This window comes from Pseudomonas sp. NUPR-001, from assembly GCF_052147955.1.
GTDB lineage: Bacteria > Pseudomonadota > Gammaproteobacteria > Pseudomonadales > Pseudomonadaceae > Aquipseudomonas.
In genome coordinates this window covers 2,939,759-2,951,972 of sequence record NZ_CP197353.1, presented here as the reverse complement: position 1 = coordinate 2,951,972, position 12,214 = coordinate 2,939,759, and the positions used below count along the sequence as shown (strand labels likewise).

Here is a 12,214-nt window from a genome sequence, read left to right as displayed (position 1 = left end):
CTGTTGGGGCTACCGTTGTCGGCAGCCCCAACCGCGCTGTGGGCGATGGTTCAGGCGTTGCCCATCACCCCGGTCGCGCGCCAATGGCTGATATCGGCGCCGCTCAGCCAGCCTTCCAGGGCACTCTCGATACCCGCATAAGTGGCTGCCTGGGGCGCTGTGGGATGAGCTTGCGGCGTACGGTTGAAACGCGGTGCGGGGGCCGGTTGCGATACACCGTCTACCTCGATGAAGGTGCCACGTGCTTGCAGATGCGGATGCTGCGGCGCCTCTTCAAACGACAGTACTGGCGCGAAGCACACATCGGTACCTTCGAGCAATTCGCACCAGGCCTGGCGGTCACGGCGGCGAAACGCCTGGGCGAAGTATTCGCGGGCCTTGGGCCAGTTGCGTGGATCGTTTTGTTCGCCGATGTCGCTCGGGTCGATCTCCAGGTAGCGCAGCAAGTCGGCGTGGAAGCGTCCTTCGATCGGTCCGATGGAGACCAGCAAATCGTCACGGCAAGGGTAGACGTCGTAGAAGTAGGCGCCCGAATCAAGCACATTGCTGCCACGCTCCGGACGCCATTGGCCGCTGGCCGCGAGGCCGTAGAACAGGGTGGCCATGGACGCCGCGCCATCGACGATGGCCGCGTCCACTACCTGGCCAAGCCGGGACTGGCGTGCCTCGAGGATCGCCGCCAGCATGCCGATGGTCAGGTACAGCGCACCGCCGCTCATGTCCCCCAGCAACGCCAAGGGTACACTGGGCAGTTGCCCCTGACGCCCGATTGCATTGAGCACACCGGTCAGTGCGATGTAGTTGATGTCGTGCCCGGCCGCCTTGGCCAGTGGGCCGGTCTGGCCCCAGCCGGTGATGCGGCCATACACCAGGCGCGGATTGACCGCGAGGCATTCGTCGGGGCCCAGCCCCAGGCGTTCGGTAACTCCGGGGCGAAAGCCTTCGATCAGGGCGTCGGCGTCTTTGAGCAGTTCAAGCACCAGGCGCACCGCCTGTGGGTCTTTGAGGTCCAGGGCGATTGCCTGGCGATTGCGCAGGGTCAAGTTGTACCTCAAGGGTTTGCTCACACCGAGCTCCACCGGCTCGCGGCGCTCGATGCGCAGCACGGTAGCGCCGAGATCCGCCAGCATCATGGCAGCCATTGGCCCGGGACCTATCCCGGCCAGTTCGATGATCTTAATGCCAGCCAAGGGGCCCATAGTCACGTCGTCCTAAATGGTCGAAAGGATGGCGCCCACCCGCGTGGGTACCGTGGTTGGCTTCAATGTGCAATGCGCTGATCGATGGGTCCAATACTGGATTCGGATCGGCCGATACCTCTATGCAAGGGCTCTTTCTATGGAACTCCGCCAGCTCAGGCAGCTACTGGTGCTCGCCGACACCCTCAACTTTCATCGCGCCGCGGAACGCCTGCACATGGCCCAGCCGCCACTGTCGACGTCGATCAAGAAGCTGGAAGGCGAGCTCGGCCTGTTGCTGTTCGAACGCCTGCCCAGCGGCCTGCAACTGACGACAGCGGGTCATACCCTGTTGGGCCTGGCACGGCGGACCCTGTTTCATGCCGAGGAATTGCGTCGTACTGCCCGCGAGCTGACACTGGGGGAGCAGGGGCAGTTGAGGTTGGGTTGCGTAGGTTCGGCCTCTCACGGACTGCTGCCGCAGATTCTACGGGAGTATCGCAAACGCTTCCCTCAGGTCGGACTGTCGCTGGAGGAGTCGTCTACCAGCGATTTACTGCGCCGTCTGCAGGAGCACTCGCTGGACGTGGCCTTTGTGCGTTTTCCGGTGCTGCTTACCAGTCCGGCAAGCATCACCTTGCTCAAACGCGAACGCATGATGCTCGCCGTACCGGCTGATTCGGTGTTCGCCGGGCTTGGCGAAGTAGCGTTACAGGCCCTGGAGGACCAGCCATTCATCATTTACTCCCGCACCCGCTCATCGACGATGCACCTGCTGACACTGCAGGCTTTCCAGCAGCTGGGCGTACGGCCGCGGATCATCCAGGAGGCGGTTCAGGTGCAGACCATGTTGGGGCTGGTGGAGGGAGGGGTGGGCCTGGCCCTTGTGCCGGAGTCCGCGGCGCGCTTGTGTGGCGAGGCATTGCGCCTTGTGCCATTGGTCGCCGGCAACGACGTTTTTCAAGTGGGGACCGCAATGGCGGTGATGCCTGAGGCGATTACTCCCACCGCTCAGCATTTCATCGATCAGGCGCTTGTCGTCGCCGGTATTGGCTGAGAGCTGTCCAAACAGGTGATGCCAAGCGCGGCCATGGCCTGGATCTGGGCATCGTCATAGCCGACTTCGGCGAGCACTTCCTGGCTGTGCTCGCCTAGGCGCGGGGCGGCGCGTCCAGGCTGTGGTTGGGAAACGGACCAGCGCGAGGGCACTGCCATGGACAGCACTTGGCCTTCGCTCGGGTGCTCGATATGTTCGAAGAAGCCTACGGCCTGCAGGTGCGGGTCCTGCAACAGCGATTCCACGGTGTGCAGGGGCATCACCGGAATATCCGCCTGTTCCAGCACTGCGCGCCAGTGGGCGGTGGTTTGCGTAGCGAGGATCTGCTCAACCAGTGCGTACAAGGCGTGGATATGCTCGGTGCGTCGGCCGATATTGGCAAAGCGCGGGTCTTGCTCCATCAGGCCGGGTTTACCGGCCAAAGCCAGAAAGCGTCGCCAGTGCTGGTCGTTGTAAAGCATCACGCACAGATAACCATCAAGCGTCGCGTAGGGCCGGCGATGCTCGTTGAGCAGGCGCGCGTAGCCTGCCGGGCCTGTCGGCGGGTCGAAGCTCAAGCCACCTAGGTGGTCGCCGAGAACGAACTGGGCCATGGTCTCGAACATCGGCACTTCGATGGCCTGGCCCTGACCCGTGCGCTGACGGTGAAAGAGGGCGGCCGTCACTGCGTTGACCGCGCTCATGCCGACGATGCGGTCGGCCATTGCGCAGGGCACATAACGCGGTACCTCGGCACCTGCTTGCAGAGCGAGGGTAGGCAAGGCTACCGCACCCTGGATCAGGTCATCGTAGGCCGGCTTGGCGGCATAAGGACCTTGCTGGCCATAGCCGTAGACCCCGACGTAGAGGATACGTGGATTGACCGCCGCTACACTGCTATGGTCAAGGCCAAGGCGTGCCATAGCTTGCGGGCGGACGTTGTAGATCAGTACATCGGCGCTGGCAGCCAGGCGTAGCAATGCTTCGCGGCCCTGTGCCGACTTAAGGTCGAGAACCACACTGCGTTTACCCCGGTTGGCCTGCAGAAATACCCCTGCCATACCTGGGTGACGGGCGGGCCCGATATTGCGCACCGTGTCACCGCCGGGGGCTTCCACCTTGATCACCTGCGCGCCCAGGTCGCCGAGCAATAGTGTGGCGTAGGGTCCCATCAACACGCTGGTCATGTCGATAATGCGGATACCAGCGAGTGGACCGCTCATCAGCGTAGTTGCCAAGCAAGGAGGAGAGTGACGCAGGACATTTGGCAGGTTCCTGAGGGGGTGTGAGGATCCTAGGGACGGCCAGCGAGCCGAGGAAATACTTTTTTTGTCTCGCTCCATACTAATCGCGTATCGGCATTTGCCCGGAACTCGCTTTAAACTGCAGCTACATAAGAACGAGAAAGCCGTATGTCTGATTCCCCTGCGCCCGGCCAGCGTGCCCATTCCTTCCCGGAGCACCTCGCCCAATCGATTCCCGATACCAAGGTCGTGCCGCCACGCGGCGCGCGCCGTATGGTGCCACGGGAATCCTTGCTGGCCCGCCTGTTGGAGGCTCGGCGCCAGCGTTGTGTGGTGATCCAGGGACCGGCCGGCTCAGGTAAGACCAGCACGCTACTGGCCTGGCGCCGCGCACTGTTGCCGCTCAATTTCGAGGTCGCTTGGTTGTCGCTGATGGCCGAGGACAACGAGCTGACGCGGTTTGCTGATTGCTTGCTGGCTAGCCTGGCCGAGGTCAGCCCCGAGCTGGTCCGGGAAGCCAGTCTTTTGCTCGGGCGCGACAGCGACGAACTGGCGCTGGAAAACTGGGCGATCACCCTGGCTCAGGGACTGGCCTCATGGCAACCAGCCCGCGACCTGGTGTTGATGGTCGATGACCTGCACCACCTGGAAGAACCGCGCTTGCTGCTGCTCCTGCAAAACCTTCTGGAATACGCCCCAAGCAATTTTCATCTGGTGCTGGGCACACGCCATCCGGTGGCGCTGCCGCAACTGTTGGCGCGCCTGCGCACTCAAGGCCTGCTGAGCGAATTCGACCTGCGTGACCTGCGCTTCAGCCTGGAGGAGTCGGCACGCTTTCTGCGCGAACAGTTCGCGCAAATTGACCCGCATGAAGTCGAGCGTCTGCACGCTCTGACCGATGGCTGGGTCGCCGGCTTGCAGTTGTTCGCGCTCGACCTCAAAGCCAAGCAGGGCAACCACTTCCTGCCAGTGGAAATGCGTGACGCCAGTGCCTTCGGCGACTACTTCGAGCGCGAAGTGTTGACCCGCCTTGCCAGTGAGGATCTTGCTGCGCTAAGCGTGGCGTCGATTTGCAACCGTTTCTGCGCCTCGCTATGCGCGACGCTGCTGGGCGCGCCGCAGTCCCTGCCGAGGATACTGAACCGCCTGGCACGCCTGGATAACGGTGATCTGTTCATCACACAGGTCAAGAGCCATGACCGGGAAACCTGGTACCGTCTGCATCCGCTGCTGCGCGAGGTACTGCGCGCCCGCATGCCGCAACAGGGGGCCGATCTGCAAGCGTTGCATGCCATCGCTCGCGACTGGTTCTACTGCCGCGGCCATGTCGACGAGGCGGTGCGCCATGCCGTGCAGGCAGGCGATCCGCAGGTTGCTGCCGATATCATTGAAGGCTGCGCGAGCGAACTGCTTTCGCGGGGCAACTTGGCGCAGTTGTCCGGTTTGCTGCGGCGTCTACCGGACGAGGCATTGAATCAGCGTCTGGGCCTGCGCATTCTGATGGCTCATTTGCAGCTTTATGCACGCAATTTCGCTGAACTGCAAAAGAACCTGGCGTACCTGGAGGCCCAACGCCAGCGTCTGGAACCTCAGCAGTGCCATGCGTTGACGCTGCTGTATGCCGAAAGGGCTCTGCACCTGGACGACAGCTTGACAATGGAGCGGCTGGCGCCGGCGCTGCAGGCTATTCCCGAAGATGTCGACGACTTCATTCACACCGGGCGGGCGATCAACCTGGCCTGGCTGGCGATGTATCAAGGCCAGTTCGAGCAGGCCCGGGCGATTCTGGAGGAAAGCGACCGGCCGGCAGGTTCGCCACGACGCAGTCTTATGGCACGCTGTCTGGCTGGCATGAGCCAAGCCATGGAAGGGCGCCTGTACCAGGCGGAACACATTTTTCGGGATGTTCTGGAGGAGGCGCAGTGTCAAGGCGCGGGCTATGTCATCGTTGCCGGGATGGCCGCTGGTTTACTGGCGATCTCGTTGTACGAGCAGAACCAGTGCGAGGCCGCGCTGCAGATGATGGAGCCGCGCCTTGCTCTGCTAGAGCGCATCTCCATCCCCGACACGGTGTTTCAGGTGCTCTGCGTGCGTGCCGAAGCCCTTTGGCAACTGGGTCGCCGCGATGCCTCCGACGCCTGCCTGGATCGGCTTGAGACCTATGCAGAGCGTGACGGGCTCAAGCGCCTGCTGGCCTATGCACTGTTCCTGCGCCTGCGGCATCAGTTGCTCAGAGGGCAGACAGAACTGTCCAAAGCCAGTTTTGCGCGCTTGCAGGCACTTGACGCTAACTCGCTATTGCAGGGCATGGATGCAGAAGTGCACATGCTGGTGGAGCGCGCCCGACTGATGGTGGCCCTGAGCGAAGCGCGCTGGACCGAGGTGGTGAGCACTGCCATGCCGGTAATACGTCTTTCCCAGGAACAAGGCCGGCTGCGTCGAGTGGTGGCCGTGACGCTGCAGTTGGCCCTCGGCGAACGTGGCGCCGGGCAGGCGGATGAGGCGCTGCAACATACCTTGGAAGCGCTGCGCCAAGGGCATCGCCTGGGCTTGCACCGCAGCTTGCTGGATGTCGCACCGCAGGTCACGGCACTGATTGAGGAACTGCGGGGCACAACCGCGCTGGATCCGGTCCTTGATCGCTACGCCCAGCGCCTGCTGGGCCTGGGCGAGGAGGTGGAAAAGCGCGACAGCAGCTTAGCGCCGGACGCCCCTTTGGGCGGCTTGCGTCAGCGTGAAACCGAAGTACTCGAATTGGTGGCGCAGGCGTTGCCCAACAAGAAGATCGCTCGTGTGCTCAATGTCTCGCCAGAGACGGTCAAATGGCACATGAAGAACATCTTCCAGAAGCTCGGGGTCAACAGCCGCGACGAGGCAATCGCTTGTCTGCGCGACCTCAAGGCGGCGCGCGCGGAGCGCGATTAGGGCGATAGCCGGGCCATGGGCAACCGCGTGGCCGCAGCCAGCGGTTGCCTGCGGGTCACAGGGTGCGGGCGATCAGCTCTTTCATGACTTCGTTGGAGCCGCCGTAGATGCGCATCGGACGGGTGTTGATGTACAGCCGGGCAATCGGGTACTCGAGCATGTAGCCATAGCCACCGTGCAGTTGCAGGCACTCGTCGATGATTTCGCAGGCTTGGGTGCTCACCCACCACTTGGCCATGGCGGCGGTGGTCGAGTCGAGTTCGTGGCTGATCATCTTGGTCATGCACTGGTCAACGAAGGCGCGCGCGACACTCACCGTGGTTTGCATTTCCGCCAGTTTGAAGCGTGTGTTCTGCATGTCCAGCAAAGGCTTGTCGAACACCTTGCGGTCGCGCGTGTAGGCGATGGTTTCCTCCACGGCGCGCTCCATTGAGCCAAGCGCATTCATGGCGATGAACATACGCTCTTCGGGCAACTGCTGCATGAGCTGGACAAAACCCTGCCCCTCTACGGCGCCCAGCAGGTTGCTCACCGGCACACAGACGTCGTCGAAAAACAGCTCGGCGGTGTCCTGGCCTTTCTGGCCGATCTTTTCCAGGATCCGTCCGCGCCGGAAGCCCGGCAGGTCGGCGGTTTCCAGCACGATGATAGAGATGCCCTTGGCGCCCAGGCTCGGGTCAGTCTTGCACACCAGCAACACCAGGTCCGCCAGATGGCCATTGGTGATAAAGGTCTTGGAGCCGTTGATCACATAGTGATCGCCATCGCGCAACGCTTTGGTCTTGATGCGTTGCAGGTCCGTGCCGGCGCCCGACTCGGTCATAGCGATAGCACAGACCAATTCGCCTGTGGCCATTTTCGGCAACCACTTTTGCTTTTGTTCCTCGCTGGCATAACGCAACAGATAGTGGGCACTGATAGCACTATGGACGTTAGTACCGATGCTGGTAGCGATGGCGCGTGCCAGTTCGTAACCGACCACGGCATTGAAGGCATGGTTGCCACCGCCGCCGCCATACGCCTCGGGAATGGCCGGGCACAATATGCCGAGGCTCCCGGCCTTAAGCCAAGTGGCGCGGTCGACATGCTGCTGTTTGGCCCAGCGCTCTTCATGGGGCACCAGCTCTTCTGCAGCAAAACGACGCACGCTGGCCTGGAACATCGCCAGGTCTTCGGACATCCAGGACGGTCGGTATTCGCTCACGGGTAATCCTCGCTCTCAGTGGCTACGACGCTACGACGTCCACGCACAGGACGTCTGGGGCCCTCCATGCTAGGCGCAGCGCCTTATCCATCGCCTCCGCTGAACGGATGAAGCAGGCCGGCCGAGGGCGGTCGGTCGTTCGAACGATGGCAGGGCGCAGGCAGTATCAGTGGACGATGTGTAGCGCCCGCAATTGGTTCGTTCGAACGCCATCCACTGGCGTGGCAAGTTCATCCCTTCGACGGTCGCTTGAAGTCGCTGTACTGCTCCAGCATGGGAACCACAACGCCCGAAGCAGGTGATCACCGGCCGGGATGGATAGGTTCGTAGGAGCGAAATAGATGAGCGGCAAAGTCATTGTGGCAGGCGTGGGCATGATCCCCTTCAGCAAACCCGGAGCCAGCCCGAGCTACACCGACATGGGCGCCGAGGCGGTACGCCTGGCACTGCGCGATGCCGGCATTGGCTACGACAAGGTACAGATGGCTTTCGCCGGCTATGTCTACGGCGACTCCACCTGCGGCCAGACGGCCCTGTATGAGGTAGGGCGCAGCGCCATCCCGATCGTCAACGTAAACAACAACTGCTCCACCGGCTCCACTGCGCTGTATCTGGCTCGCGCTGCGGTTGCCAGTGGTCAGGTGGAGTGCGCCCTGGCCGTGGGTTTTGAGCAAATGCAGGCCGGTGCTTTGAAATCTCACTGGGATGACCGCCCACGGACCCGCGCCAGTGTGGTGCATGTCATGGAAGACCTGACTGCGGACGTCGCCGAGCTGCCGCAGGCCTTGCGCACTTTTGGCGGTGCCGGCCGCGAGCACATGCAGAAGTATGGTACGCGCATGGAAACCTTCGCCGCCATCCGCGCCAAGGCCAGCCGCCACGCCGCCAACAACCCGCTGGCGCTGTTCAAGAACGTGGTCAGCACCGAAGAGGTGATGAACGACAAACTCATGTGGCCCGGGGTAATGACGCGGTTGATGGCGTGCCCGCCGACCTGCGGTGCGGCGGCCGCGATCGTGTGCAGCGAAGCCTTCGCCAGAAAGCATGGCCTGCGCACGGATGTCGCGATCCTTGCTCAGGCCATGAGCACCGACCCAGTGGCGTCTTTCGAGCCACCTTCATTGATTGCCTATGCCGGCTTCCACATGGCCCAGGCTGCCGCCGCTCAGGTTTACGAAGCGGCCGCTATCGGCCCGCAAGACTTGCAAGTAGTCGAGCTGCACGACTGCTTCGCCCACAACGAACTGCTGACCTATGAAGCCCTGGGCTTGTGCCCGGTGGGTGAGGGCGAGCGCTTTGTCCTCGATGGCGACAACACCTACGGCGGGCAAGTGGTCACCAACCCCTCCGGTGGCTTGCTTTCCAAGGGGCATCCGTTGGGCGCCACTGGCCTGGCGCAGTGCTACGAGCTGACGCATCAACTGCGCGGCAGTGCCGACCGACGCCAGGTGGAGGGCGTGAACATCGCCCTGCAACACAACCTCGGCCTGGGCGGCGCCTGTGTGGTGACGCTTTACGGCCGCAACTGAACCCCTGCGCGCCCTCGATGGGCGCGCCAGACAACAAGAGGAGTCATGAAACATGGCAGACAAGAGTCTGATCGGAAGGCAGACGGCGCAAGGTAGCGTCGAAGTGGAAAAGGGCAAGCTGAAGTTCTTCGCCAAAGCCATCGGCGAAACCAATCCGCTGTACAGCGACCTGGCCGCGGCCAAAGACGAAGGTCACCAGTCGCTGCCGATTCCGCCGACCTTCCTGATGCCTTTGCTCAGCGAACTGCGCGGCGACATCCAGGGGTTGATGAGCGTACTGGAGTGGGACCTGGGCAAAATCCTGCATGCCGAGCAGTCCTTTGTGTACCACCAGATGGTCTATGCCGGCGATGTCCTGACTGCAGAGACTCATATCGTCGATGTGTATGAAAAGAAGGGTGGCGCCCTGCAGTTCGTAGTGCAGGAAACCAAGGTCACCAACCAGCACGGTGAGCATGTCGCCGACGTGCGCAACTCGCTCGTACACCGCAGCTAAGGAGAACCGCCATGACCGTTCCGAACTACAACGACATCACCGTTGGCGCGCAGATCCCTGAGCTGAAGCTGCCGGCCATCAACCGCACCACTCTGGCGCTGTACGCCGGCGCTTCCGGTGACCACAACCCGATTCACATCGACATCGACTTCGCCCGCAAAGCGCGTCAACCCGATGTGTTCGCCCACGGCATGCTCTCGGCTGCCTACCTGGGCCGTCTGCTGACCAACTGGGTGCCGCAGGCACAACTGCGGGAAATGTCGGTGCGTTTTACCGGGATCACCCAACTGGGTCATGTGCCTACTTGCACCGGTACCGTCACCGAGAAGTTCGAGGCCAATGGCGAGAAGCGTGTACGTCTGGCCATTCGCTGCGCCAACCAGTACGGCGAAGACAAGCTGGTCGGTGAGGCCGTTGTCGCCCTCGCCTGATTGCACTCCCATTTTCCAGATTGCAGGAACAGAACAATGAAAAAGCTTGAAGGCAAAGTCGCCCTGGTCACTGGCTCCGGTCGCGGTATTGGTCGTGAAGTCGCGCTGCAACTGTCCGCCCTTGGCGCCAAGCTGGTGGTCAATGATCTGGACGCCGCGCCGGCAGAAGAGGTGGTGGCCGAGATCCGTGCCGCAGGCGGCGACGCTGTTGCTTGTGTCGGTAGCGTGACCGCCGCGGACTTCGCCGACCGTTTCGTGCAGACCGCAGTCAAGCACTACGGCGCCATCGATATCATCGTCAACAACGCCGGTTACACCTGGGACAACGTGATCCAGAAAATGACCGACGAGCAGTGGTACGCGATCATTGACTGCCACCTCACCGCACCGTTCCGTATCCTGCGCGCCGCCTACCCGGTGATCAGCGCCGCCGCCAAGGCCGAGGCAGCCGAGGGCAAGGAAGTGTTCCGCAAGGTGGTGAATATTTCTTCCGGCTCTGCTGGCGGTAACGTCGGCCAGATCAACTACTCCTCGGCCAAGGCCGGCATCCTGGGCCTGACCAAAACCCTGGCTAAAGAGTGGGGCCGCCTCAAAGTCAACGTCAACGCAGTCGCTTACGGTCATATCGAGACGCGCCTGACTGTGCCGTTCGCCGGTGCTGAAAGCGCCACAGTGAACATCGAAGGCCGTGAAATCAAGGTCGGTATCAGTCAGCAACTGGTGGAAAAAGCCAAGGCCGGGATTCCCCTGGGCCGTCCGGGCACGCCAGTGGAGGCCGCAGGCTCGGTGGTCATGCTGTGTCTGCCGGAATCCAACTACCTGTCCGGGCAGACCCTGTTCTGCGGCGGTGGACCAGGTTCGAACTTCTAAGGCGTTGTCCGGTTACGGCAGCCGCCTGGCGGCTGCCCTCCTGAGAATTTGAGGTGTTGAGCATGCTGGAAAACTACCGTTCCCCCTGGTTGACCGAGGACCTTGAGTCGTTCAAGGACATGGTCGAACGTTTTGCCCGGGAATTCATCGAGCCTTATGAACTGAAATGGCGCGAGCAGCACTATGCCGATCGTAGCGCCTGGCTCAAGGCCGGTGAGTTGGGGCTGATCCTGCCAGACTTTCCTGAAGAGTACGGCGGTGCGGGCGGACATGCCGGGCATTACATTTGCGTGCTGCAGACCATGGCCGCCAACGGTGGCGGCCTGGGCACCGGCCTGAGCCATATCGTCGCCAAGTACATCCTTGATTCCGGCACCGAGGCGCAGAAACTGCAGTGGTTGCCTAGGATCGGTACCGGCGAAGTCATCTGCGCCATCGCCATGACCGAGCCGGGGGCCGGTTCCGACCTGAAGTCGGTGCGTACGCGTGCAGTGAAGAAGGGCGACAAGTATGTGATCAACGGCGCCAAGACCTTTATTTCCAACGGTCAGACCTGCGACATGGTCCTCGTTGTGGCCAAGACCGACAGCGGTGAAGGTGCCAAGGGTATTTCCCTGTTCATGGTTGACACGCGCTCTGCGGGCTTTCGCCGTGGCAAATGCCTGGACAAGATCGGCATGCATGCCCAGGACACCTCGGAGATGTTCTTCGATGACGTAGAGGTCTCTGAAGACTGTCTCCTCGGCGGTGTCGAGGGGCGTGGTTTCTATACGTTGATGAACCAGCTGGCTTATGAGCGTGCGCAGATCGGCATTGCCGCTGTTGCGGTCATGGAGCGGGCCCTGCGCCTGACCCTGGAGTACACCAAGGATCGCAAAGCGTTTGGCCAACCGGTGATCGAGTTCCAGAACAGCCGCTTCGTGCTGGCGGATGCCAAGGCCACGGTGCTGGCGTCCAAGACCTTCGCCGACCTGATCGCCCAGCGCTGGGTTGACGGCAGCCTGGACACCACCCTGGCGTCCATGGGCAAGTTCTGGCTCACCGAGCGTCAGGGCGAAGTGCTCGACCGCTGCCTGCAGTTGTTCGGCGGCTACGGCTACATGAGCGAATACCCCATCGGCCGCATGTGGGCCGATGCCCGGGTGGCGCGGATCTATGGCGGTTCGAACGAAATCCAGCGCGAGGTGGTGGCCCGCTCACTCTAGGGCCCCGGGGCGGTCGGTAGGCACCGGCTGCCTCCGCCTGGACGGCGTCCGTACGCCGCCCGGGCGGAACCGTGCACAAAAGCTGCGAGGCGAGCA

Annotated in this window: 10 protein-coding genes; 7 read left to right on the top strand and 3 right to left on the bottom strand. The window is 62.3% G+C overall.

The genetic code is table 11. The features are described 5' to 3' along the window. Positions 1-50: 50 nt before the first annotated feature. Entirely contained in the window at positions 51-1,199 is a 1,149-nt protein-coding gene (locus tag ACP6KB_RS13275) for a CaiB/BaiF CoA transferase family protein (RefSeq protein WP_442114178.1), read from the bottom strand. 139 nt (positions 1,200-1,338) lie between these two features. Between ACP6KB_RS13275 and ACP6KB_RS13270 the strand changes: the two genes are divergently transcribed. Beyond that, positions 1,339-2,235 carry a LysR substrate-binding domain-containing protein gene (locus ACP6KB_RS13270; protein ID WP_442114177.1) on the top strand — a complete coding sequence of 299 codons (897 nt, stop codon included), beginning with the start codon at positions 1,339-1,341 and terminating at the stop codon, positions 2,233-2,235. On the opposite strand, the gene ACP6KB_RS13265 is transcribed toward ACP6KB_RS13270, so the two are convergent. Then, positions 2,205-3,437: a CaiB/BaiF CoA transferase family protein gene (locus ACP6KB_RS13265; RefSeq protein ID WP_442114176.1), complete on the bottom strand. Its 1,233-nt coding sequence runs from the start codon at positions 3,435-3,437 to the stop codon at positions 2,205-2,207. The genes ACP6KB_RS13270 and ACP6KB_RS13265 overlap by 31 nt on opposite strands. Positions 3,438-3,626: 189 nt before the next feature. Here ACP6KB_RS13265 and ACP6KB_RS13260 point away from each other — a divergent pair, with 189 nt between their 5' ends. Further along, a complete protein-coding gene (locus tag ACP6KB_RS13260; protein ID WP_442114175.1) occupies positions 3,627-6,383 on the top strand; it encodes a LuxR C-terminal-related transcriptional regulator in 2,757 nt (918 codons plus the stop codon). Between the two features lie 55 nt (positions 6,384-6,438). On the opposite strand, the gene ACP6KB_RS13255 is transcribed toward ACP6KB_RS13260, so the two are convergent. After that, positions 6,439-7,563 carry an acyl-CoA dehydrogenase family protein gene (locus ACP6KB_RS13255; RefSeq protein WP_442114302.1) on the bottom strand — a complete coding sequence of 375 codons (1,125 nt, stop codon included), beginning with the start codon at positions 7,561-7,563 and terminating at the stop codon, positions 6,439-6,441. A gap of 365 nt (positions 7,564-7,928) precedes the next feature. On the opposite strand from ACP6KB_RS13255, the gene ACP6KB_RS13250 reads away from it, so the two are divergent. From ACP6KB_RS13250 to ACP6KB_RS13230, 5 genes are all read left to right on the top strand, one after another. Further along, positions 7,929-9,116, top strand: a complete 1,188-nt coding sequence (locus ACP6KB_RS13250; protein WP_442114174.1) for a lipid-transfer protein — start codon at positions 7,929-7,931, stop codon at positions 9,114-9,116. Between the two features lie 52 nt (positions 9,117-9,168). Beyond that, positions 9,169-9,612, top strand: a complete 444-nt coding sequence (locus ACP6KB_RS13245) for a MaoC family dehydratase N-terminal domain-containing protein (protein ID WP_442114173.1) — start codon at positions 9,169-9,171, stop codon at positions 9,610-9,612. Positions 9,613-9,623: 11 nt separating this feature from the next. Next, positions 9,624-10,043 carry a MaoC family dehydratase gene (locus ACP6KB_RS13240; RefSeq protein ID WP_442114172.1) on the top strand — a complete coding sequence of 140 codons (420 nt, stop codon included), beginning with the start codon at positions 9,624-9,626 and terminating at the stop codon, positions 10,041-10,043. Positions 10,044-10,079: 36 nt separating this feature from the next. Beyond that, positions 10,080-10,913, top strand: a complete 834-nt coding sequence (locus ACP6KB_RS13235) for an SDR family NAD(P)-dependent oxidoreductase (protein ID WP_442114171.1) — start codon at positions 10,080-10,082, stop codon at positions 10,911-10,913. A gap of 62 nt (positions 10,914-10,975) precedes the next feature. Next, positions 10,976-12,118, top strand: a complete 1,143-nt coding sequence (locus ACP6KB_RS13230; protein WP_442114170.1) for an acyl-CoA dehydrogenase family protein — start codon at positions 10,976-10,978, stop codon at positions 12,116-12,118. Positions 12,119-12,214: the final 96 nt, after the last annotated feature.

What these genes read in the sequence shown, in the direction of transcription:
- ACP6KB_RS13275 (WP_442114178.1), bottom strand. Translation starts at nt 1,199, where the DNA reads ATGGGCCCCTTGGCTGGCATTAAGATCATCGAACTGGCCGGGATAGGT.
- ACP6KB_RS13270 (WP_442114177.1), top strand. Translation starts at nt 1,339, where the DNA reads ATGGAACTCCGCCAGCTCAGGCAGCTACTGGTGCTCGCCGACACCCTC.
- ACP6KB_RS13265 (WP_442114176.1), bottom strand. Translation starts at nt 3,437, where the DNA reads ATGAGCGGTCCACTCGCTGGTATCCGCATTATCGACATGACCAGCGTG.
- ACP6KB_RS13260 (WP_442114175.1), top strand. Translation starts at nt 3,627, where the DNA reads ATGTCTGATTCCCCTGCGCCCGGCCAGCGTGCCCATTCCTTCCCGGAG.
- ACP6KB_RS13255 (WP_442114302.1), bottom strand. Translation starts at nt 7,563, where the DNA reads ATGTCCGAAGACCTGGCGATGTTCCAGGCCAGCGTGCGTCGTTTTGCT.
- ACP6KB_RS13250 (WP_442114174.1), top strand. Translation starts at nt 7,929, where the DNA reads ATGAGCGGCAAAGTCATTGTGGCAGGCGTGGGCATGATCCCCTTCAGC.
- ACP6KB_RS13245 (WP_442114173.1), top strand. Translation starts at nt 9,169, where the DNA reads ATGGCAGACAAGAGTCTGATCGGAAGGCAGACGGCGCAAGGTAGCGTC.
- ACP6KB_RS13240 (WP_442114172.1), top strand. Translation starts at nt 9,624, where the DNA reads ATGACCGTTCCGAACTACAACGACATCACCGTTGGCGCGCAGATCCCT.
- ACP6KB_RS13235 (WP_442114171.1), top strand. Translation starts at nt 10,080, where the DNA reads ATGAAAAAGCTTGAAGGCAAAGTCGCCCTGGTCACTGGCTCCGGTCGC.
- ACP6KB_RS13230 (WP_442114170.1), top strand. Translation starts at nt 10,976, where the DNA reads ATGCTGGAAAACTACCGTTCCCCCTGGTTGACCGAGGACCTTGAGTCG.